This window comes from Lacticaseibacillus salsurivasis, from assembly GCF_036246225.1.
In the GTDB taxonomy this organism is placed as follows: Bacteria; Bacillota; Bacilli; order Lactobacillales; family Lactobacillaceae; genus Lacticaseibacillus; species Lacticaseibacillus salsurivasis.
Genome location: NZ_BTTP01000008.1, coordinates 1 through 20,420, shown reverse-complemented (window position 1 = coordinate 20,420; position 20,420 = coordinate 1). Strand labels below are relative to the sequence as shown.

General features: G+C 53.2%; 22 protein-coding genes. 2 read left to right on the top strand and 20 right to left on the bottom strand.

Features of this window, described 5'->3' with window-relative positions; genetic code table 11:
- Window positions 1-38: 38 nt before the first annotated feature.
- The 11 genes from AAA927_RS07170 to AAA927_RS07120 all read right to left on the bottom strand — a co-directional run bounded on the left by AAA927_RS07170 (window position 39) and on the right by AAA927_RS07120 (window position 7,158).
- On the bottom strand, window positions 39-1,805 hold the full coding sequence (locus AAA927_RS07170; protein ID WP_338217029.1) for an ABC transporter ATP-binding protein: 1,767 nt from the start codon (window positions 1,803-1,805) through the stop codon (window positions 39-41).
- Window positions 1,806-1,962: 157 nt separating this feature from the next.
- A complete protein-coding gene (locus tag AAA927_RS07165; protein ID WP_125579613.1) occupies window positions 1,963-2,187 on the bottom strand; it encodes a YneF family protein in 225 nt (74 codons plus the stop codon).
- A gap of 76 nt (window positions 2,188-2,263) precedes the next feature.
- On the bottom strand, window positions 2,264-2,509 hold the full coding sequence (locus AAA927_RS07160; protein ID WP_125579612.1) for a DUF896 domain-containing protein: 246 nt from the start codon (window positions 2,507-2,509) through the stop codon (window positions 2,264-2,266).
- Between the two features lie 12 nt (window positions 2,510-2,521).
- Window positions 2,522-2,692 (bottom strand): hypothetical protein, encoded by a 171-nt coding sequence (locus tag AAA927_RS07155; RefSeq protein WP_204118029.1) that lies wholly within the window; start codon window positions 2,690-2,692, stop codon window positions 2,522-2,524.
- 58 nt (window positions 2,693-2,750) lie between these two features.
- Window positions 2,751-3,098 (bottom strand): 50S ribosomal protein L19, encoded by a 348-nt coding sequence (gene rplS / locus AAA927_RS07150; protein ID WP_125579611.1) that lies wholly within the window; start codon window positions 3,096-3,098, stop codon window positions 2,751-2,753.
- A 300-nt stretch (window positions 3,099-3,398) separates the two neighbouring features.
- On the bottom strand, window positions 3,399-4,160 hold the full coding sequence (gene trmD / locus AAA927_RS07145) for a tRNA (guanosine(37)-N1)-methyltransferase TrmD (RefSeq protein ID WP_338217176.1): 762 nt from the start codon (window positions 4,158-4,160) through the stop codon (window positions 3,399-3,401).
- A complete protein-coding gene (gene rimM, locus AAA927_RS07140) occupies window positions 4,150-4,668 on the bottom strand; it encodes a ribosome maturation factor RimM (protein WP_338217025.1) in 519 nt (172 codons plus the stop codon). Before rimM ends, trmD begins: the two co-directional genes overlap by 11 nt.
- A gap of 48 nt (window positions 4,669-4,716) precedes the next feature.
- Entirely contained in the window at window positions 4,717-4,971 is a 255-nt protein-coding gene (locus tag AAA927_RS07135; RefSeq protein ID WP_338217023.1) for a KH domain-containing protein, read from the bottom strand.
- A gap of 10 nt (window positions 4,972-4,981) precedes the next feature.
- Complete coding sequence (rpsP, locus tag AAA927_RS07130; RefSeq protein WP_338217021.1) at window positions 4,982-5,257, bottom strand: 30S ribosomal protein S16; 276 nt, start codon at window positions 5,255-5,257, stop codon at window positions 4,982-4,984.
- Window positions 5,258-5,370: 113 nt separating this feature from the next.
- The gene (gene ffh / locus AAA927_RS07125; RefSeq protein ID WP_338217019.1) at window positions 5,371-6,807 is read right to left on the bottom strand and encodes a signal recognition particle protein; all 1,437 of its coding nucleotides are present in this window, start codon (window positions 6,805-6,807) and stop codon (window positions 5,371-5,373) included.
- A 9-nt stretch (window positions 6,808-6,816) separates the two neighbouring features.
- Window positions 6,817-7,158, bottom strand: coding sequence for a putative DNA-binding protein (locus AAA927_RS07120; RefSeq protein ID WP_125579606.1), 342 nt, complete (start codon window positions 7,156-7,158; stop codon window positions 6,817-6,819).
- 524 nt (window positions 7,159-7,682) lie between these two features.
- On the opposite strand from AAA927_RS07120, the gene AAA927_RS07115 reads away from it, so the two are divergent.
- The gene (locus AAA927_RS07115) at window positions 7,683-8,000 is read left to right on the top strand and encodes a hypothetical protein (RefSeq protein WP_204118033.1); all 318 of its coding nucleotides are present in this window, start codon (window positions 7,683-7,685) and stop codon (window positions 7,998-8,000) included.
- 48 nt (window positions 8,001-8,048) lie between these two features.
- On the opposite strand, the gene ftsY is transcribed toward AAA927_RS07115, so the two are convergent.
- From ftsY to AAA927_RS07070, 9 genes are all read right to left on the bottom strand, one after another.
- Window positions 8,049-9,050 (bottom strand): signal recognition particle-docking protein FtsY, encoded by a 1,002-nt coding sequence (gene ftsY, locus AAA927_RS07110; protein WP_338217017.1) that lies wholly within the window; start codon window positions 9,048-9,050, stop codon window positions 8,049-8,051.
- Between the two features lie 16 nt (window positions 9,051-9,066).
- Window positions 9,067-12,621 (bottom strand): chromosome segregation protein SMC, encoded by a 3,555-nt coding sequence (gene smc / locus AAA927_RS07105; RefSeq protein ID WP_338217015.1) that lies wholly within the window; start codon window positions 12,619-12,621, stop codon window positions 9,067-9,069.
- 18 nt (window positions 12,622-12,639) lie between these two features.
- On the bottom strand, window positions 12,640-13,335 hold the full coding sequence (rnc, locus tag AAA927_RS07100) for a ribonuclease III (RefSeq protein WP_125579602.1): 696 nt from the start codon (window positions 13,333-13,335) through the stop codon (window positions 12,640-12,642).
- Window positions 13,336-13,863: 528 nt separating this feature from the next.
- Window positions 13,864-14,028, bottom strand: a complete 165-nt coding sequence (locus tag AAA927_RS07095; protein ID WP_338217011.1) for a hypothetical protein — start codon at window positions 14,026-14,028, stop codon at window positions 13,864-13,866.
- Between the two features lie 149 nt (window positions 14,029-14,177).
- The gene (gene acpP / locus AAA927_RS07090) at window positions 14,178-14,423 is read right to left on the bottom strand and encodes an acyl carrier protein (protein WP_125579601.1); all 246 of its coding nucleotides are present in this window, start codon (window positions 14,421-14,423) and stop codon (window positions 14,178-14,180) included.
- A gap of 58 nt (window positions 14,424-14,481) precedes the next feature.
- Entirely contained in the window at window positions 14,482-15,480 is a 999-nt protein-coding gene (gene plsX / locus AAA927_RS07085; RefSeq protein ID WP_338217009.1) for a phosphate acyltransferase PlsX, read from the bottom strand.
- An 18-nt stretch (window positions 15,481-15,498) separates the two neighbouring features.
- Window positions 15,499-17,538 (bottom strand): ATP-dependent DNA helicase RecG, encoded by a 2,040-nt coding sequence (gene recG, locus AAA927_RS07080; RefSeq protein WP_338217007.1) that lies wholly within the window; start codon window positions 17,536-17,538, stop codon window positions 15,499-15,501.
- Between the two features lie 95 nt (window positions 17,539-17,633).
- Window positions 17,634-19,307 carry a DAK2 domain-containing protein gene (locus tag AAA927_RS07075; protein WP_338217005.1) on the bottom strand — a complete coding sequence of 558 codons (1,674 nt, stop codon included), beginning with the start codon at window positions 19,305-19,307 and terminating at the stop codon, window positions 17,634-17,636.
- Between the two features lie 26 nt (window positions 19,308-19,333).
- On the bottom strand, window positions 19,334-19,699 hold the full coding sequence (locus AAA927_RS07070; protein ID WP_125579598.1) for an Asp23/Gls24 family envelope stress response protein: 366 nt from the start codon (window positions 19,697-19,699) through the stop codon (window positions 19,334-19,336).
- Window positions 19,700-20,000: 301 nt separating this feature from the next.
- On the opposite strand from AAA927_RS07070, the gene rpmB reads away from it, so the two are divergent.
- On the top strand, window positions 20,001-20,186 hold the full coding sequence (gene rpmB, locus AAA927_RS07065; RefSeq protein ID WP_082603255.1) for a 50S ribosomal protein L28: 186 nt from the start codon (window positions 20,001-20,003) through the stop codon (window positions 20,184-20,186).
- Window positions 20,187-20,420 lie beyond the last annotated feature (234 nt).

Sequence of the window (20,420 nt, the reverse complement as noted above, 5' to 3'; positions counted from 1 at the left end):
GCTTGAACGGAATGCTCTTGGACCAAGCACTTTCATATTTAGCCAATGGTTTCACCTTCAATCTTGTTTTCAATCTGGCTTTGCAGCTCTTGCTTGGCCCACATTTCGGCGTACCAGCCGTCGCTGGTCAGCAGTTGTTCATGTGTGCCGCGCTCGATCACATGACCGTCTTGCAGCACAATGATTTGGTTGGCGTGCATCACCGAACTCAGGCGTTGGGCCGCGATAATCGTGGTTTTGTTCTGCCGCTCATGCTTCAAGTTGGCCAGAATTTCTGATTCCGTTTTGGCATCAACCGCTGACAACGAGTCATCCAAAATCAGCAACTCAGGCGTGGTAATCACGGCGCGAGCAATGGCTAGGCGCTGCTTCTGGCCGCCAGACAAGCTGACGCCGCGTTCACCGACCAAGGTACCGTAGCCTTCGGTAAAGTCGAGGATATCGTTGTGGACGGCACTTTCCCGCGCGGCGTCTTCCACTTCGCCTTGCGCCTTGTCAAAGGAGCTAAAGCGGATATTATCCGCCACACTGGTGGAGAACAGGAAGTTATCCTGCGGCACATAGCCAATTGAATCCAGTAGCGCATCCAAGGTGTACGCCTTTATGTTGTGGCCGCCGAAATCGATTTCGCCATCGTAATTGTCGAATTCGCGCAGCAGCAGCTTGAAAATCGTGCTCTTCCCGGCGCCAACCCGGCCCACAATGCCTAGGGTTTCCCCTTCTGGCAAGGTGAAATGCACATTCACCAAGGTAGCGTGGTCGTCATCCGGGTAGCTGAACTTGTTCACCTTGAAGCGAATATCACCTTGCGCCGGGGTTTGAATGGCGTCAGGCGCTTCAATGATCGCACTTTGCTCGTTCAGAAGGGACTGAACCCGGTCATAGGACGCGTTCCCGCGTTCCAGCACGTTGAATAGGCGGCCAATGGCGAACATCGGCCAGACCAGCGAGCTGACATACGACACGAAGGACACCAGCTGACCAATCGTGATTTGACTGGTGACCACCAAATGGCCACCGTAAATAATGGTGACCACATAGGTAATCCCCATTATTAAACTCGTGGTGGGATCAAACAACGAATCAATGAAGTTGACTCGCTTATTGATGCCGATGGTGCGGTCCACAATGCGGTCGAAATCTTCAGTGTCTTCTTTTTCCTGGCCAAAAGTCTTGATCACCTTAATCCCGGAAATCGATTCTTGCGTCTTATCATTTAACCGGGAAAATGCCGCTTGCGAATGGGCAAATTCGCGGTGCAAGCGCATCCCTAACCGCCGGGCCATCACAGCCAAAAGCGGCATGGGCAAAATCGCCAAAATCGTCAGCCGCCAGTCGACAAACATGATCATGGCAATAATCGTGGTCGTGCCGGTGATCAGCGAATCAAATAAGGTCAAAATCCCAGCGCCGGCCACGTTTTGAATCGCGTTCAGGTCATTGGTGGCATGCGCCATCAAATCACCAGTGCGGTGGCGTTGATAAAAGGTGGCATCCATTTTCATAAAATGCCAAAACAGCCGCGACCGCAGCGTTTTTTCCAGCTGCGCGGCGCCGCCCCAAATCGCAGTGCGCCAGCCGTAGCGGAACAGATATTGGCCAACGCCGGCGGCAATCAGCAGGCCAAGCATCAGCCAGAGTTTTTCGGCCGTCAGTGCATGGCCGTCCATTAGGTCAATCAAGCTCCCAATCACCTTGGGTGGAATCAAATTGACCAGGGCGACCAGCACCAGAAACAGAATGCCAAACAAGTAGCGTTTGCGCTCTGCTTTAAAGTACCAACCTAATTTTTTGAAAATCCCCATGCCTCGCAACCCTCCTCATAATTAGAACCCCTAAGGCGCCAATGATGAGCGCCTAAGAGTTCAATAATAATCGCGTGATAATTCACCTTTTGATGACAAAACAAAACGGCCCAGTCATTAAGGAGACCGAACCGCTTCCTAGATCATCATCGTCAGACTACTTGCCTGAGCGTTTCTGAGCTTGCTTCATTTGGGCCATCATCTGGTTAAGCTTTTTCTGGGATGGCTTTTGCCCCATTGACATCATCATGGTTTGAAGCATTTCCTCATTTACAGGAGGATTATCGCGGAAGTATTTTTTCATATAAGCACGCGCGCCGAAGAACCCAGCGGCGCCGCCGGCCAGCAAGCCGACGATCAATCCGAATACAAACATCATCATTTATTCCTCCCCTCGTCGTGTCGATGCACGTAATTCAACTCTTTCATTGTACAAAACGAGCCTGCAGTTTGAAAGCCTAATCTTGCCGTAATCCGTGTTTCTTTTGTAAGTCGCGAATCTTTTTCGGCGTGACTTCGTGGCCTTGCTTGTCAAAAAACTGCGTGGTCTCGAGTTGCTGCGCAAAACCAGCGCGAAAGTCTTTGATATAAGCTGCGCGCAATTCTTTTCGTTCGGCCTCTTCAGCAGCGGTTAAGCCTTCCGCTTTGGCCTTATGCGCCAGCTCATTGATCCTATCCAGGCGTGCTTGTGGTTGTTGAGCCATGACTATTCACCTCTAATTCAAATGAATCGTGCGCAGGTGGTACCCGGCTGGCACTTCACCAGGAAACGGGGCCGCCTGCATCATCTGCAGATACTCTTGAGCACGCTTAGCAGAACGAAAAGCCTTGATCAGCCGCAGTGCGGTACCTTGAGCATAATACACAATCGTGACGACATCATCCATCCTAAGCGCCTCCTTTCGCAATGCATAAAAAAAGACCGCAAGCGCGGCCTTTTCCGAATTAACGGCGCTTCTCTTTGATCCGAGCAGCCTTCCCGCGCAGTGCACGCAGGTAGTAAAGCTTGGCCCGGCGAACTTGGCCGTGACGAACAACTTCAATCTTCTCAACGCGAGGCGTGTGAAGTGGGAAGGTCCGTTCAACGCCAACGCCATTGGACATCTTCCGTACCGTGTAAGTAGCGGAAATGCCAACGCCGCGCCGCTTGATGACAACCCCTTCAAACAGCTGGATACGTTCGCGTTCGCCTTCAACGATCTTGGCGTAAACCCGAACCGTATCGCCAGGCCGGAAGTCTGGGATATCTGTGCGCAATTGCGCTTTGGTAATTTCTTCAATCAATGGATTCATCGATGTTTCTCCTTCTTCCGACATTCATAAGCGTCCCGCCCAGCGGAATATCGTTGTTATGTGATTGCTCACAGTCAAAAATTTTAGCATACGTTGCCAGCGGTGTAAAGAGAATTTGTTGACAGGCAACTTTCGGCTACGCAAGGTGGCCGCACTTAGCCGGATGGGTTGCCTATCATCAGGCGTTGGCGCCAGATTTTGGCGCCCAGGGCTGATGCGTAGCAAACCACGCCGGCGTTGGCCACCTGCAGTGCAACTAAAGGCCACGCAAGGTGGTTACGCCTAGACGAGCAATCCGGCTTAATCTGCCTCCGGCTCGCCGGCATCAATCGTACGCACCTCCCGTTTCACTTCAGCCAAGAGCTTCTGGGCGGTTTTATCTAAGGTCAACCCATCAAGCAAATCCGGCCGCCGCTGCCAGGTCCGGCGCAGCGATTCCTTGAGCCGCCACTGGGCAATCAACTGGTGGTTGCCATTTTGCAGTACCTCAGGCACCGCCATGCCGCGATATTCTGGAGGCCGGGTGTATTCAGGATACTCTAACAAGCCGTTTTCGAAGCTGTCGGTCGGGGCACTTTCGGCATTGCCCAACACACCGGGCAACAGCCGGGCAATCGCATCGATCATAATCATGGCTGGCATTTCACCACCGGTCACCACGAAATCGCCCAGCGAGTACTCATCGGTGACGAGGCTGCGAATCCGTTCATCATAGCCTTCATAGTGGCCGCAAATGAACACCAAATGATCCGCTTGCGCCAGCTGTTTAGCTTCAGTTTGGTCAAAGCGTTTGCCTGCTGGATCCAGCAAAATCACACGCTTAGGCCCTGGGTGCTGGGCAGTGAGATCATCCATTGCCTCAAATATCGGCTCTGGTTTCAGCAGCATCCCGGCGCCGCCGCCATAAGGGGTATCGTCAACGTGATTGTGCTTGTCATGGGAATACTGGCGAAAGTCAGTCACGGCAAAGTCGAGTAAGCCTTTGTCGAGCGCCTTACCCATGATGCTTTCGGTCAAAGGGGCAAACATGCCTGGAAACAGGCTTAAGACATCAATCCGCATCATCAATCAACCCTTCCGGCACCTCGACATGGGCCACTTTTTGCGCCAAGTCGATGTCCAGCACCACGCTTTTGAGAAATGGTAACAGAATATCGCTTTTACCCGGCCGGGGAATGACCCACACGTCATTGGCGCCAGGACTCAGGATTTCGCTGACTTGGCCTAAGGTTTGGCCCGCTTGGTCAATCACGGTCAGACCCACGAGGTCATGATAGTAGTATTCGCCTGGGGCCAGTTCTGCCTGGTTCGCTTCATCAACGGTCAGCTCGCAGCCTTTGTACTTTTCGATGGCATTGATGTCATCGAATCCGGCAAAGGTGAGCAGATACATCTGCTTTTGCATCCGGGCGTTGACCACCGTCACTGGGAGCGGAGTTTTCGCTTCAATCACCAGCTTGCTACCTTTTGCGAATCGTTGCTCAGGAAAATCGGTCACCGGTACCACCTTGACCTCGCCGCGAATGCCGTGCGTATTCACGATTTTGCCGACCAAATAGCGCTCTGCCATAACTACCTCCTTGATGATGTGAAAAAAGACCGGCGGCTGCCGGTCTTTTTACTGCTCTGAATGCGAAGCATCCAGAATATTTAACCGCACTCGCTTGGAATACGGTGACTTGACGGCATAAACGATAGTGCGAATCGCTTGAGCGACCCGACCCTGTTTACCAATGATCCGGCCGACATCGTCCGGAGCCACCGTCAGGTCAAAAGCCATGTAATCGTCCGTTTCATGCGGCGTAATCACAATGGCGTCGGGGTGTGTGACTAATGGCGTCACGATTGCTTTGATGAGCGCTGCAATATCCACCGTTTAACTCCTACTTGTTTGTGAAACGAGATTCGTGGTACTTCTGAATAATACCATGGCTGGAGAGCAACGTCCGAACAGTGTCGGAAGGTTGTGCGCCTTTTTGGAGCCATGCAAGGATCTCGTCGTCATCCAGCTTCAAGTCAACTGGATCGGTAAGCGGGTTGTAGTAGCCGACTGCTTCGATAAACCGGCCATCACGCGGAGAGCGTGAATCAGCGATTACAACGCGGTAGAAAGGCTTGCGCTTCGAACCCATCCGCTTCAAACGAATTTTTACTGCCATTAAGTCCACCTCCTGTAAATTTCTCAACTTCAAAATCATACCAAAAGATACTCGGTGTGTAAAGAGTTTTTTCTTTACAACCCAAAATCCGGGTATGACCGGGCTTTGATGCCTTAGGACTTGAAATGTTTGGCTGCTTTAAGCCGCTTTTTCTTGTTCTTCTTTTGTTTGCGGACCATGTTGTTCATCGCCATTTTGCCTAAACGGCCGGAGATACCATTGCCCATCAAGCCTTCCATGCCAGAGAAGTTGCCTTTATACATCTGGTTCATCATCTTCTTGGCTTGGTTGAACTGCTTGATCATTTGGTTAACTTTGACGATTGGCACCCCGGAACCAGCCGCGATGCGGCGGCGGCGACTCGGGTTGAGCAAATCAGGGTCTTCGCGTTCCGCAGGCGTCATGGAATACACAATCGCGCGCTGGTGCGCCATATCTTTGGGGTCCACATGGAAGTTCTTCATCGCCGGATTGTTGGCGAGGCCTGGAATCATTTTCATGATTTCATCCATGGAACCCATGTTTTGGACCTGATCCATTTGGTCGAGGAAATCGTTAAAGTCAAAGGTGTTTTCTTTGATTTTCTCGGCGACTTCTTGCGCCTGCTTTTCGTCGTAGTTCTTTTGGGCCTTGTCGATCAAGGTCAGCATGTCACCCATGCCTAAAATCCGGTTCGCCATGCGGTCCGGATAGAAGACATCAAGGGCATCCATCTTTTCCCCTTGCCCAATGAACTTAATCGGCTTGCCAGTGACTTGGCGAATTGAGAGTGCCGCCCCACCACGGGTATCCCCATCGAGCTTGGTCAAAACGACGCCGGTGATGTCGAGGCGTTCGTTAAAGCCTTTCGCCACGTCGGTTGCCGCCTGCCCGGTCATACTATCGACCACCAGCAGAATTTCGTCTGGGTGAGCCAGGGCCTTGATGTTCGCGAGCTCGGTCATGAGTTGTTCGTCAATCTGGAGCCGGCCGGCGGTATCGATCAAGACATAGTCATTCTTTTGCAGTGCCGCTTGGGCCAACCCTTGGCGGACGATTTCCACGGGGTCGGTGTCAGTGCCCATATCAAACACTGGGACCTGCAGCTGCTCGCCAATGACTTTCAGCTGATCAATCGCCGCTGGTCGGTACACGTCAGCGGCAATCAGCAAAGGCCGGGCATTGTCGTTTTCCATCAAGTACTTGGAAAGTTTGCCGACCGTGGTGGTTTTACCAGCCCCTTGGAGCCCAGCCATCATGATGACGGTTGGAATCTTCGCGGATTTGTTCAGCGGCACTGCCGCCTCACCCATCGTTTTGGTTAACTCATCATTAACGATTTTAATGATCTGTTGAGCGGGAGTTAAGCTGTCCAGCACCTCGGCGCCCAGGGCCTGCTCACGGACTGTTTTGACAAAGTCCTTGACCACGCCAAAGTTAACGTCGGCTTCGAGCAGCGCCAAGCGGATTTCCCGCATGGTGTCGCGCACGTCAGCTTCTGTGACTTTGCCTTTGCGGCGCAGGCCGGAAAATGCTTTTTGTAGTCGTTCTGATAAACCTTCAAATGCCATGGTTGCCTCCTATTGTGCGGCCTGATCCGCCACGCGGACGGCCAACTCACTGAGCTGTTCATCTGCGGGATAATGGGCCCGAACATAGCGCACCAATTGGTCGACCGCTTGGTTCTGCGCCTGGTAATTGGCCAGCAGATGCAGTTTGCTTTCGTATTCTTCTAAACTACTTTCAGTGCGGCGGATATTGTCGTACACCGCCTGCCGGGAGACATCAAATTCCGTGGCAATTTCGCCGAGTGAATAGTCATCGCCGTAATACAATTCTAGGTAGCTGTGTTGCTTATCTGTCAGCAACGCCCCGTAAAACTCAAACAGCGAGTTCATACGGTTATTTTTTTCAATTTCCATCTATTATCCCTCATTTTTCGCCTTGCTTAAGCATACCGACCAATGCCCGTGGCGTCAACAACCGGAGCACAACTACAGACTTAAGAGATTGCGGGCACTGCCGGGGTGGTCAGCTTCCGCAGAAATGGGCTGGAACGTGGTGGCCAGCACTTTGAGCCTCGCGCTGCGAGTCTCGAAGTCGCGGCCTGTTCTAAGCCAGAAAACCGCTGGCTAAGAACAATTTCACCACTGAGCCCATTTCTGCTCCAGCTGGCCGCCCCTAAACAGGTTGCAATCGTTTCCCGATGCCCTGAACGGCTATCGTCATCTGGCCTCTGGAGCAATTGCCGATCCTAAGTACGTGCCGCACAGCCTTGATGACTAGATTCTACTCGGCGAAGCAGGTCATTCACTGATGCTGGCAACTCTTGTCTAAAGCCAAAATAATCGATCGGACAAAAACTCTGCTCGCTTGCTCACAAAAGAGTAAGTGTTCCGCTTACATTCGTGTTAAACTATGAGAGTAATGAATTGGAGGGAACACTATGGTTGCAACTATTTTATACTGGGGCATCGTCGCGGCGTTCTGCGGCTGGGGTCTCTGGAATCTTGTTTTTTCTGGCATTTATCTGCACAATCATGAGAATGGCAATCTCTGGTTCTTCGCCATCTTGAACGCGCTTGGCGCCTTGTTGGGAGCAATCTTCCTGTGGGTCATGAGCAATGTCTCTTGGCAAAAGTACTGGTTCGATAGCTCCGTTAAGATTGGCCCTTGGCTTGGCTACATCTTGATTTTCTATGTGGTGCTGATCGTGTTGCAGCTCATCTTGGGCCGCGAAAAGAAAGCGCCAGCGGCTGCATAACTGGCCAATCAAAAAGCTCTGCCAACCTCGGCAGAGCTTTTTTCGTGCCTATTCTTCTGGTGCGGCTTTGATGAGTCCTTTAAACAGGCCGTAAACGAATTTATCTGGGGCAAACGGTTGTAAATCATCCATTTTTTCGCCCAGCCCAACAAGCTTCACCGGTACGTGCAACTCATTGCGAATCGCCAAAACGATGCCGCCTTTGCCGGAGCCATCAAGCTTGGTTAACACGATACCGGAAATTTTGGTGGTTTGATTGAATTCCTTGGCCTGGCTCAAGGCGTTCTGGCCGGTGGTCGCGTCAAGCACCAGCAGGACTTCTTGCGGCGCTTCAGGCAACTCGCGGACAATCACGCGCTTGATTTTGTCGAGCTCCTTCATCAGATTAACTTTGTTCTGCAGCCGGCCAGCAGTATCCACCAGCAGCACGTCAAAGTTTTCCTCCTTGGCCCGCTTGACCGCATCGAACACCACTGCGGCGGGATCACCGCCGGCTTGGGTCGCCACGACCGGCACGTCATCGCGCCGGCCCCATTCCTGGAGTTGTTCGATGGCACCGGCTCGGAAGGTATCCCCTGCGGCCAACAACACGGTTTTGCCAGATTCTTTGAGCTGATGGGCCAGCTTGCCAATCGTGGTCGTTTTGCCGGCACCGTTGACCCCGACGAACAGAAACACAGTCGGGCCGCTTTCGGCAAAATGCAACGTGTTGTCCTCGCCTTTGCCGGCTTCACCATAGATGTCAACCAGCTTTTGCACGATCACTTGCGAAACTTCATCTGCTTGCTTGGCATTTTGTAACTTGACCTCGTCGCGCAGCTCATCGGTGAGCTTCACGGCGGTTTCAAAGCCAACATCCGCCCCAATCAGCATTTCCTCTAAGTCGTCGAAAAAGTCGTCATCCACGCTCCGGAAATTCGCAAACAAGGCATTGAGCCGCTCGCCAAAGGTGCTGCGGCTTTTTTTGAGGCCTTCATCATATTTCTCGGTTTCAGCCGCTTCAGGCTGGCCGCCGCCAAAGGCTTTCTTGATTGAATCGAATAATCCCATTTTCTTCTCCTTTAGGTTAAGCCGGTGCTTGTTCGGATTGCATCTGGTCTAGCGATACCGACACCATCTTCGAAATCCCACTTTCCTGCATGGTCACACCGTACAGCATGTTCGCCGCCAACATGGTGCCGCGCCGGTGCGTGATCACGATGAACTGAGTATCGGAGCTGTAGTCACGCAGGAACCGGCCAAAGCGATCAACGTTGACTTCATCCAGACTGGCTTCGACTTCATCCAGAATGGAAAAAGGCACTGGCCGCACTTTCAAAATCGCAAACAGGAGCACAATCGCGGTCAACGCCCGTTCGCCCCCAGACAGCAGCGACAGGCGCTGGAGCTTCTTGCCCGGCGGCTGAGCGGAAATTTCCAGGCCGGAATGGAGCAGGTCGTCGGGATCAGTCAGGCTCAAATGGGCCTCACCGCCCCCAAACATCTGCGGGAAAATCTGCTCAAAGGCCGCGTTGGTCTGATCAAACATCGCCTTAAAACGGGTTTTGACTTCATCATCCAGCTCGTTCATCGTGGCTTCCAGTTGCCCCTTAGCATCCAGCAAGTCATTTTGCTGCTTGGTCAAAAAGTCAAAGCGAGTCTTGACGTTTTCATACTCCGCAATCGCATTTGGATTAACCGGCCCTAGATCGTCTAAGCCACGCTTAATTAGCTTCAGTTTAGATTTGAGCTGAGGCAGTTCCTCAGGCTTCGCGGTGGTTTGGGCCAAGGCCGCTTCAAACGTCAACTGATAGGTTTCCGCCAAGGTGCTCAGGCGGTTGTCTAAGTTGATTTTGATGCGGTTCTTCGCCACCGACTGCTGTTCGGCTTCGGCCATCGCTGTGTGTTGCTGGGTATAGGTCGTGGTGATGGTGGCAGAAACCTGGCTCAATTCACCGCGGTTGGCAGCCTTAGCCTTGGTCAATCGGTCTTGCTCCGCCCGCAACTGCGCCGTGCTGGTTTTCAGCGCGGCAATGGTTTGCGTGCGTGTTTGCTTGTCTTCAGTACTTTGCTTAGCCTCTTTGGTGATTTTGTCGATGCGCGTCGTTAAAGATTCAATCTCGGCCTCACGATCGCGGGTCGCTTCTTGCCACTGCGCCAGCTGAGCCGTGGTGGTTTTGGCCTCGTTTTTCAGCACCGCCAGCTGAGTTTGCAAGTCGCTAATTTGCGTCTGCACTTCGGCGGCCGAGGCTGCCGCCTGATTTTGCTGGGCCTTGGTCGTATCAATCAACTGCTGGGCCGCGGCTAAGTCGGCCTTAAGGTCACGCGCCTTTTGCTGCAACATGGCCAGCTTACTTTCATAATCGGCCTCAGTCACCCCAGCGAGCTTAAGCGCTTCACGTTGCCGTTTGAGCTGGGTTAAACTCGTCTGCTGGGCCTCAAGTTGGACCTTCTGCGCGCGCAGGTCGGCCTCATCTCGACTAGCTGCCTGCGCCTTGGTGGTGGCCTCAGCTTGAGCCGCCGTCAAAGCGGTTTTCAGCGCCGCCACTTGGCTCTGCTGCTTGGTCAAGGCCGCCGTCATTTCCCGTAGCTGCGCGTGCAGCTGCGTCACTTCTTGCGTCCGGGCCAAAGGAGACACGCCTTGTTTCTTGACTTGCCCCCCTGTTAGCGCGCCACCAGGGTTGAGAATATCACCATCTAACGTCACGATCCGGTAGCGATGATGGGTCAAATTCGCCAGCTTAATCCCGGCGTCCAAGGTTTCGGCCACCAGCAAACTGCCCAGCAGATTTTCCATCACCGGTGCGACGTTATCGCGATACCGGACCAGCTCGACCCCAATTCCGACAAACCCTGGTGCATGTGCCACCGTAGCTTTGATCGCCGCCGGTAGCAACCGCGGCTTGATCACACTGGTGGGCAAAAAGGTCGCCCGCCCAGCGCGGGTTTGTTTCAGGTAAGTAATCGCCTGCTTGGCCGCTTCTTCACTTTCAGTGACCACCGCTTGAAGATTACCGCCAAGGGCAATGTCAAAGGCCTGCTGATACTTGGCCGGCACCGCCAGCAATTCCGCGACCGCACCAATCACCCCTGGCAATGCTGCTTTGTGCTTCAAGACAGCGCGCACCCCAGAGTAGAACCCGGCGTAGTCGTCTTTCAACTCCTGCAAGGTTTCATACCGAGCTTTGGCGCGTTGATAAATGGTTTGGGCTTGGTTGAGCCGGTCAGCGGCGTCCGCATACTCGCGCTGCGCTGCTTCCGCCTTGGCTTGCGCCTGACCGCTGGCGGCCCGGGTTTCTTCGACTGCTGTGGTGGCGGTGGCCACTGCCGCAATCAAACCGTCAACGGTTTCCTGTTGTGCTTGTTGGCGCTTATTGAGTGCCGCGAGCCGTTCCCGATCTGCCGCGTTTTGGTTGTGTGCCACCTGCTGGTCTTTTTCCGTAGCGGCCAAATCGTTGTTGGTTTGGGCTTGTTGCTGCAACAAATCAATGTACTGGGCCTGCGCTTTGTCCAGTTGGGCACTCAAAGCCTCAGGTGACGCCGCGCCGGCTTGCGCCTGGTTCAGCTGCTTTTCCAAGGCCAGCTTCTGCTCGTGCTGGTGCGCCTGCAGGGTTTTCAGCGTGGCCACTTGCTGTTCGGCGTCGGCCAGATCATCTTTGGTCTTGGTCACTTGCGCCTTCAAATCCGTTAAGGTTGCTTGAGCATTGTTCGCCCGTTCGGAAGACAAGTTGACCGCGCCAGTCAGGTTTTCCAGCTTCATGGACTGCCCCAACAAATCATCATTCACCGTAGTGAGTTTTTGATCCAAGTCCTGGTCCTTGGCGGTCAAGGTTTCAGACTGGGCTTCCAGATGCTTGATTTTTTCGGTTAGCGCCGTCACTGTCTCCGCGGTCACTTTGGCCTTGGCTTCGGTGTCGGTTTGTTCAGCAGCGAGCTGCTGAATTTCCAGGGCCAGAATACTTTTGTGGGCGGCTTGATAATCTGCAGTTTGGCGCTCGTAATCTTTGGCCAAAGAGGCCTGCTCGGCCAGCGGCGTAACCTGGCGATGCAGTTCAACCACGATATCATTGACGCGATCCAGGTTATCCTGGGTGGTTTTCAGTTCGCTGTCGGCCTTGGCCTTTTGCTGCTTGTACTTCAAAACGCCGGCGGCTTCTTCCAAAATGCCGCGCCGGTCTTCAGGTTTGCTATTAAAAATGGCTTCCACGCGGCCCTGAGAAATAAACGAGAAGCTCTCTTTCCCGAGCCCGGAATCCATGAATAGATCCACGATATCTTTCAACCGCACATTTTGATTATTAATCAGGAAATCCGATTCGCCATCACGAAAAAGCCGGCGCGTCACAGTGACGACTGCCGGCTGATGCGGTAAATAGCCATCGGCGTTGTCAAAAGTCATGGTGACCTCGGCGCGATTAAGCGGTGGCCGCATCGCGGTCCCGGCAAAAATCACGTCGCCCATTTTTTCGCCGCGCAAGCTCTTGGCGCTTTGTTCACCAAGGGTCCAGCGAATGGCTTCGGTGATATTACTTTTACCGGAACCATTGGGCCCAACAATCCCGGTCAAGCCAGGGACAAAGTCGATTTCGGTTTTATCCGCAAAGGATTTAAACCCGTTGATAATCAGATGTGTTAACTGCATGAACCATCACTCACTTGACTAAGCCTTCAGCTTCAGTAGCGCGTCATTGGCGGCTGCTTGCTCGGCGGCTTTTTTGTTTTTACCAAATCCGGTGCCCAGCACCTTATCATCCACCGTCACGTCCACTTGGAACTGGCGGTCATGCGCTGGGCCACTTTCACTCAACAAATGATACGAGATTTCCACTTCGCCATCTTGTTGAACGAACTCCTGGAGCGCGGTTTTGTGATCCATCGCGGCAGAAAATTGGCCGGCATCGATTTTAGGAAAAATAATTTGTTCGGCAAACTTGATATTGGCTTCGCGTCCCTGATCAAGGTATAGCGCACCATTGAACGCTTCAAACAGATCTTCTAGCAAGGTCTTGCGCTGACGGGCCCCAGCATTTTCCTCGCCTTTGCCCAGTTTGATGTATTGATCAAAATGCGCTTCTTTGGAAAAAGCAGAGAAAGCACGAGTTTGTACCGTGGCGGCGCGCATCCGGGTCAACTGGCCCTCAGGCAGGTCCGGAAACTTGCGGTAGAGATAGTCGGAAACCGTCAGTTCAAGCACGGCATCCCCTAAAAATTCCAACCGTTCATTATCCTTCAAGCCTAGCTCCTTATGCTCGTTGACATAAGATGAGTGGGTGAACGCTTCATCCAGCAGCGCCAAGTTGCGGAATTCGATTCCGTAACGCTGCCTTAGTTCACTCACAAACTCCGATGCGACCATGGTCGTCCTCCCTCTTCTGCCGCAGACCAAACATCCGCGTACTCCTAATCATTATACAGAATCTTGGGACACAAGCAAAGGCAGGCTGTGGAGGTCGGCGGGCTGAGCTCGACGAGTAGCCTAGCATTGGAGCTTGCCGTCGTCCTTGACGGCGAGGCCCAGTGCGTAGCTAATCGCTCGAGCGTTGCCGACCGAAGCGCGACTTAGCTGTGGAGGCTGTGGAGTGGCGCCGCTCTTAGCCGGATGGGCAGCCTAGCTCACGGCATTGCCGTCGCACTTGGACGGCGAGGTCGTGGGCGTAGCTGTCCACTCCGGCGTTGGCGCCACGCAGCGCGACTACGATAGCAGTAATACCGCCGGCTACGCTAAATTGATGTGGGCCGCCTTTGCCCCCACCCTGGTCAAAACCTCGGCACCCATCAGTGTTCAGCAAGTGCCATCGTTCAATCATTTCGAACCCGTACAAAAAAGACAACCCCGACTTTGACCAGTAGGTGGCTGTCTCTCTAACTAAGGCGCCAGCGAAAGCTATGATTTAGTTTTAGCAAAGTATTGCACCACCATACCAGCAATCAGAACAATGACGAACGTGAGAATACCTCCCAACAAGTCGTTCAGTTGGAGGTGAAGCATCACCAAAACCGTGACTGCACTGATGATTCCTAAGATAATTGTCTGCATCGTTTTTGACATCGTTACCCTCCGTGTCAGTGGCCGCCAATCATCAATGGAAATCGACATCGCGCAATTGTCTACCAGCAATGATTAGATTCTTAGGCCGAATCTCTACCCGCAAACAACGCCACGAAAAAAGCGATGCCGCAACGACATCGCCATAAGTATTACTTCGTTTGGTGTGCGATCACATAGCTGACAGCATCGCCAACAGTAGCAATTTTTTCTGCGTCTTCATCGGGAATTTCCGCGCCGAACGCATCCTCAAGCTCTAAGACGAATTCCACGGTGTCGATGGAGTCGGCATCGAGGTCTTCCTTAAAGTTCAAGTCATTAGTCACCTTGCTTGCTGGCACTTGGAAATGGTCCTCAATCAGCGCGGCGATTTTGTCAAATGCTTCTTGCTCTGTCATTAAAGCGCCTCCTTGGTCTATTACACGGCTTTTAGCATAACCGATTCAGGTGGTAATGTCACGCCTGTTTCTTCGCGTCAAAATAAGCGACGACTTTTTGCACGGTTTGTGCTTCAAGCATTTTCTCCACTTGCCGCACGGTGTAATAGACCGCTTTGGCGTCGGCGCCGCCGTGGGCTTTGACCACTGGCGCTTTCAGGCCGAGCAGCACAGCCCCGCCATAACTAGAGACATCAAAGGTGGTGGCAATTTCTTTAATGCCATTGCGCAGCAAGGCGCCGCCAAGTTTAGCTTTCAGGCCGTTGTCCATGATGGCGTGCTTCAACAGGCCCAAAATGGTTTTAGCTGACCCTTCAATCGCCTTCAGTGCCGCGTTACCGGTAAAGCCATCGGTGACGACCACATCGGCCGCATGCTTCAGCAGGGAATCGGATTCGACGTTACCTATAAAGTCGATGTCCTCAAGCTCGCTCAGCAACTGGTAGGTTTCCTGATGCAGCGCGTCGCCTTTGTTGGCTTCGGTGCCATTGTTTAAGAGCCCTACCTTAGGCTTAGCTAGGCCGCGTAAATCGTGAGCATAAAAGTTCCCCATGACGGCGTATTGCACCAGCTGGGAGGCCCGATTTTCGGCGTTGGCGCCCACATCCAGCATCACAAAGCCAGCACCATCGGTAGTTGGTAAAGTCGGCATCAAACCGGGCCGATCGATGCCGCGAATCCGACCAACGATGAAAAGCCCGGCAGCCAGTAGCGCGCCGGTAGAGCCCAGGGAAATCATCGCGTCGGCTTCCCCGCTTTTCACCGCTTGCGCCGCTAGCACCATCGAAGCCTGTTTTTTGCTCCGAATGGCACGGACCGGTTCATCGTCGCTGTTGATTTTCTCTTTGGTATCAATGATTGTCATGCGGGTATCATCGGGCAGCAGCGGGCGAATTTTCGTTTCGTCGCCATACACCAAAAACTCCAGCTCTGGGCGTTCATCGCGCACCTGCGCGATACCCTTAATCACAACTTCTGGGGCGTGGTCGCCGCCCATGGCATCAATGGCAATTTTCATCTTGATCACTCCAATTCGTTAATCTAAACTTCCGACTTTTTGCTGCTGAGCCGCGAGATAAGCACGCAGCGGCGCAAACTCAGCGGCGGACAAGCTAGGATCAGCCTTGAAGAGTTGCACCGCCGTCTGCTGGGCGGCATTCAATGTGTTGTAGTCATTCACTGGATCGGCGATTTTGAACGACGGCAAGCCGCTTTGGGCGGCGCCAAAAATATCCCCACTGCCGCGTAATTCCAAATCCTTTTCGGCAATGGTGAAGCCGTTGGTCGTTTCCACCATCACCTGCATGCGCGCCACGCCGGTGTCATTCTTGGGATCCGCCACCAAAATACAGTACGCAGCCGCATGACCTCGACCGACCCGGCCGCGCAACTGATGCAACTGGGCGAGGCCAAAGCGATCGGCATCAAAAATAAGCATCACCGTGGCATTCGGCACATCCACCCCGACTTCCACCACCGTGGTCGACACCAGCACCTGGACTTCATTTTGACTGAATGCCCGCATAATGTCATCTTTTTCTTCCGCCTTCATTTGGCCGTGCAACAAAGCGACTTTGGCCACGCCGTCAAATTCACGGCTCAAATCCTCGTAAAGCTGCTCAGCGTTCTGTAAGTCGATTTTCTCAGACTCGGCGATCAGCGGCGTGATGGCAAACACTTGGTGCCCGGCTTGCAGCTCTTGCTGCACCCGGTCAAAGGCGCCACGCAGTTGATTTTTACGCACCCAGGTCGTGGTGATCGGCTGGCGGCCTGCTGGTAGTTCGTCAATCGTTGAAACATCCATTTCACCATAAGCCGTGATTGCTAAGGTCCGCGGAATCGGCGTAGCGGTCATCGCCAGCAGATCGGGCTTCAAGCCTTTGTCTCGCAAAATCTTTCGCTGATTGACCCCAAAGCGGTGCTGTTCATCGATGACGACCAAACCGAGGTTAGCAAAGTCGACGCTTTTTTGGATTAACGCGTGGGTCCCAATCACCAGATCAATCTCGCCGCTGCGCAGGCCCGCCGTGATGTCGCGGCGGGCAGCCGTCGTGGTGTTCCCTGTCAGCAGCGCCAGCTTCACTGGGAAATCGGCAAAGAGTTTGGTCAGCTTGGCGTAATGCTGCTCTGCCAGCACTTCTGTTGGCACCATCAAGGCGGCCTGATAGCGGGCCGTAATCGCGGCGTACATCACAATCGCCGCCACAATCGTTTTCCCACTGCCGACATCGCCTTGCAGGAGCCGGTTCATGTGATGCGGCGATTTCATATCGAGGCAGATCTCGTTGACCACCCGCTTTTGTGCAGCGGTTAGCTCAAACGGTAAGGTCTGGATCAGCGCCTTCAGCGCGGCGTTGTCATAAGGAATCGCGAGGCCATTGCTGACGGTTTGACTGTCTTCGCGTAGGGCTTGAATTTGGCATTCAAACAGGAAGAACTCGCGAAAAATCGCGCTGCGGCGCGCGGCTTTGGCTTCCGCCGGCGTATCGGGAAAATGCATGCCGTGGACAATTTCCTGATCAGACATCAGCTTAAACCGCTCTCTCACGGCAGCAGGCACGACATTCTGAATCTCACTGCCAGCGTCGGCCCAGGCATCCTTCACCAGCTGAACAAGGGTGCTTTGGCGAATGTTCTTGTTGGTTGGATAAATCCCAGCCAATGACGGGGTGTCCTCGGTTTGCGTCGCAAGCACCTTCATGCCCAGCAGCGTGTGGCGCTTCGCATCCCACTTCCCATAAATCGCAGCCTCGGTGCCTTGCTCAAACTTATCCTTGAGCCAAGGCTGATTGAAAAACGTCACCAACACAATGGCATGATCGACCTGAACCCGGACATTGACGCGGCTTTTCCGCGGTCCAAACCGCGTCACCACAGCCGGCGTCACCACGACCCCTTTCAGCGTGACCTTCTCTTGATCGGCAGCCTCTGCTAGGTCTTTAACCTGCAGATCATCATAGCGAAAAGGAAAATAGAACAGCACATCCGAAACCGTGCGTAGGCCCAATTCCGCTAGGGCTTGCTGGCGCTTTGGTCCCACTCCAGGCAGAACCGTCACTGAATCTTGAAGGGTCAAGCAAACCCCTCCTTTCCCAAAAGACAGAAAACGTGGCGGCAAAGCGACTCTGCCTCCACGTTTTGCAAAAAGCGCGGCGAACCGCGCAGCTAGCTTTATTCGACAGAAACCAAGTATGGATAAACTGGTTGGTCCCCATCGTGAATTTCAACTTCGAGGTCTTCATGCGCATCGGTAATGGCCGTTTCAATGGCTTCTGCTTCATCGCGCTTGCCATCTTCACCGACAATCACGGTCACGATTTCACTGTCTTCATCGACCATCGCTTCAATCATGTCAATGGTGGCTTGCAGCCGGTCAGGTTCGCTGACCTTGATCTTGTTGTCGATAATCCCCATGTAATCATCTTTGTGGATGGTGAGCCCATCGATCACCGTGTCACGAATGGCTTGGGTCACGCTGCCAGAAACCACGTTGCCGAGTTCCTCGGTCATGGATTCTTGGTTGGCCGTCAGAGTTTGATCCGGGTTGAAGCCGAGCATGGCAGTTAAGCCTTGGTTAATCGTCTTGCTTCGGACCAGGGCCACATTGACTTCGGCCGCCTTGCCAGCTTCTTCCGCCGCCATGAAAATGTTGCTGTTGTTCGGCAGCACGATGACATTCTTCGCATGCGCTTGGTTGATGGCTTCGAGGATATCGTTCGTACTTGGGTTCATGGTTTGGCCACCGTTAAGCACTGCGGTGACGCCCAAGCCCTTGAACAGGTCGCCTAAGCCAGCCCCAGCCGCGATGGCTACCACGCCAATTTCGGCTAATGGTTGCGGTGCTTTGGCCTGCTCATTTTCGCTTTCACGTTCGATGATGCTTTCATGCTGCAAGCGCATGTTGTCAACTTTGATCTTCGCCAAGGCCCCAAATTGCTGGCCATAGCGGAAGACGGTGCCGGGATGTTCAGTGTGCACATGGACTTTGACGACTTCATCATCAGCAATGACCAGCGTCGAATCGCCAAGACTGTTCAGGTAATTGCGGAACGCTTCATAGTCAAACGGCTTCGGCGCCTCGCCTTTGCCCAGTTCCACCATCATTTCCGTGCAGTAGCCATAGACAATATCGTCAGGATTGAGCTGGGTCTGGGCGCCTTGGTGATGCTTGGCGTTGACCATCTCTTCCATTTCTTTATCGTCGGGGGTGTACGCTGGGTCGCTGGCCTTGCCAGACAGCCCTTCTCCAAAGCCTTCATACAAAAAGACCAGCCCTTGACCGCCGGAATCGACGACGCCGACTTCTTTGAGCACAGGCAACAGATCTGGCGTCTTCGCCAAAGCACGCTTGGCGGCTTTAGTGACAGCATCCATCACGACGATGGTGTCGTCAGACGCCGCGGCGGCTTTCAGCCCCGCTTTAGCCGCTTCCCGCGCGACGGTTAAAATCGTGCCTTCAACCGGCTTCATCACTGCTTTGTAGGCTGTTTCGACCCCAGCGGCAAACGCATCGGCCAAATCCTGCGCTGACAGCGTCTTTTTATTGATCACGTTCTTCGCAAAGCCGCGGAACAGCTGGGAGGAAATCACCCCAGAATTGCCCCGCGCGCCCATCAAGAGCCCTTTACCAAGATGCTGAGCCAGTTCACCTACGGAATCACGATCACTTTCCAAAACTGCTTTGGCCCCGCTTTGAAAAGTCAGCGTCATATTGGTACCGGTATCGCCGTCTGGCACTGGAAAAACATTCAGTGAGTTCACGAACTCGGCATTTTGTTTAATGCGATGCGCAGCGACGCGGATCATATCCTGAAACTTCGCTGCTGTGATTTCTGTAACTTCCACTCGATAATCCTCCTTGACCTGCCGGCTTAGTCCGTGCCCAATACACGCACACCTTGGACGATGACGGTCACTTCTTGGGTGGTCACGCCAAGCATTGTTTCAAGGTTGTATTTGACTTTTTCCTGCACATTACGGCACACTTCGGAAATCTTCGTGCCATAGCCAACGATGATATTGACCTCGATGGTGACCCCGTTGTCCGCCTGGCGAACCACGACGCCCCGCGAATAGTTCTCGCGATTGAGGATATCGTTAAGATTATCGCGAATCTGGTTGCGACTGGCCATGCCGACGATACCGTAAATATCAGTCGCCGCCCCGCCAACCACTGTGGCGATAACATTATTCGAAATATCGATGGTACCGTACTTGGTTTTAATTTTCACCGCCATGCGATGACCCCCTATACTTAGGTATTTCCCAAATAGTTTAGCATAGCCTCCCGGGATTTGAAAGTAAGGGCTGTGGAGGTCGGCGGGCTTAGCTCGACAAATAGCCTAGCTTGAGAAATTGCCGTCGTCTTCTCCACATCCAACTTTTGCTGCTCCTACGATCCCCAGCCCCCATTGCGCATCGGCCGCGCATCCCACTGTCAAGTAAAATTGCTTGAAATGCTTGCAATCAACCCGGCCGTATGATAAGTTAGTTGAGTGAAAAATTCGCAACACGCGAATAAGCAAGGAGGTCCGAGAATTGGCAAAAGACGTCATTACCGGCCGCCACACGACTTTTGGGAACAAGCGCTCACACGCTTTGAACTCCAGCCGTCGTGCATGGAAGGCTAATCTCCAGAAGGTTCGTATCTTGGTCGATGGCAAGCCGAAACGCGTTTGGGTTTCTGCTCGCGCCCTTAAATCAGGTAAAGTGACCCGGGTCTAACCGGAGTTAATGAAAATGCGTCCCCTATTGGGCGCTTTTTTTGTTGGCTTGAATGAAATGACTCAATTATCATCATATAAAAAGCAGGCACCGCGTCAGCCCCTCATTGCACTTGGCCCTGTCAAGTTGACAGATGAAATAATATAAAGTTTTGTCTGTTTCTAAACGGCTTCACTCCAGTATTCATCAGGGGTGAGGCCGTTTCTTTGTGCTGAGCGATTGTGGTGATTGAAG

Coding starts and splice junctions, on each gene's coding strand:
- ftsY (WP_338217017.1), bottom strand. CDS start 9,050: ATGGGATTATTCGATTCAATCAAGAAAGCCTTTGGCGGCGGCCAGCCT.
- rplS (WP_125579611.1), bottom strand. CDS start 3,098: ATGAATCCATTGATTGAAGAAATTACCAAAGCGCAATTGCGCACAGAT.
- AAA927_RS07120 (WP_125579606.1), bottom strand. CDS start 7,158: ATGGAAATTGAAAAAAATAACCGTATGAACTCGCTGTTTGAGTTTTAC.
- AAA927_RS07095 (WP_338217011.1), bottom strand. CDS start 14,028: ATGTCAAAAACGATGCAGACAATTATCTTAGGAATCATCAGTGCAGTC.
- rnc (WP_125579602.1), bottom strand. CDS start 13,335: ATGGTCGCATCGGAGTTTGTGAGTGAACTAAGGCAGCGTTACGGAATC.
- AAA927_RS07070 (WP_125579598.1), bottom strand. CDS start 19,699: ATGGCGGTGAAAATTAAAACCAAGTACGGTACCATCGATATTTCGAAT.
- AAA927_RS07170 (WP_338217029.1), bottom strand. CDS start 1,805: ATGGGGATTTTCAAAAAATTAGGTTGGTACTTTAAAGCAGAGCGCAAA.
- AAA927_RS07160 (WP_125579612.1), bottom strand. CDS start 2,509: ATGGCTCAACAACCACAAGCACGCCTGGATAGGATCAATGAGCTGGCG.
- smc (WP_338217015.1), bottom strand. CDS start 12,621: ATGCAGTTAACACATCTGATTATCAACGGGTTTAAATCCTTTGCGGAT.
- rpsP (WP_338217021.1), bottom strand. CDS start 5,257: ATGGCAGTAAAAATTCGTTTGAAGCGGATGGGTTCGAAGCGCAAGCCT.
- acpP (WP_125579601.1), bottom strand. CDS start 14,423: ATGACAGAGCAAGAAGCATTTGACAAAATCGCCGCGCTGATTGAGGAC.
- AAA927_RS07115 (WP_204118033.1), top strand. CDS start 7,683: ATGGTTGCAACTATTTTATACTGGGGCATCGTCGCGGCGTTCTGCGGC.
- rimM (WP_338217025.1), bottom strand. CDS start 4,668: ATGGCAGAGCGCTATTTGGTCGGCAAAATCGTGAATACGCACGGCATT.
- AAA927_RS07155 (WP_204118029.1), bottom strand. CDS start 2,692: ATGGATGATGTCGTCACGATTGTGTATTATGCTCAAGGTACCGCACTG.
- plsX (WP_338217009.1), bottom strand. CDS start 15,480: ATGAAAATTGCCATTGATGCCATGGGCGGCGACCACGCCCCAGAAGTT.
- AAA927_RS07165 (WP_125579613.1), bottom strand. CDS start 2,187: ATGATGATGTTTGTATTCGGATTGATCGTCGGCTTGCTGGCCGGCGGC.
- ffh (WP_338217019.1), bottom strand. CDS start 6,807: ATGGCATTTGAAGGTTTATCAGAACGACTACAAAAAGCATTTTCCGGC.
- trmD (WP_338217176.1), bottom strand. CDS start 4,160: ATGCGGATTGATGTCTTAAGCCTGTTTCCAGGCATGTTTGCCCCTTTG.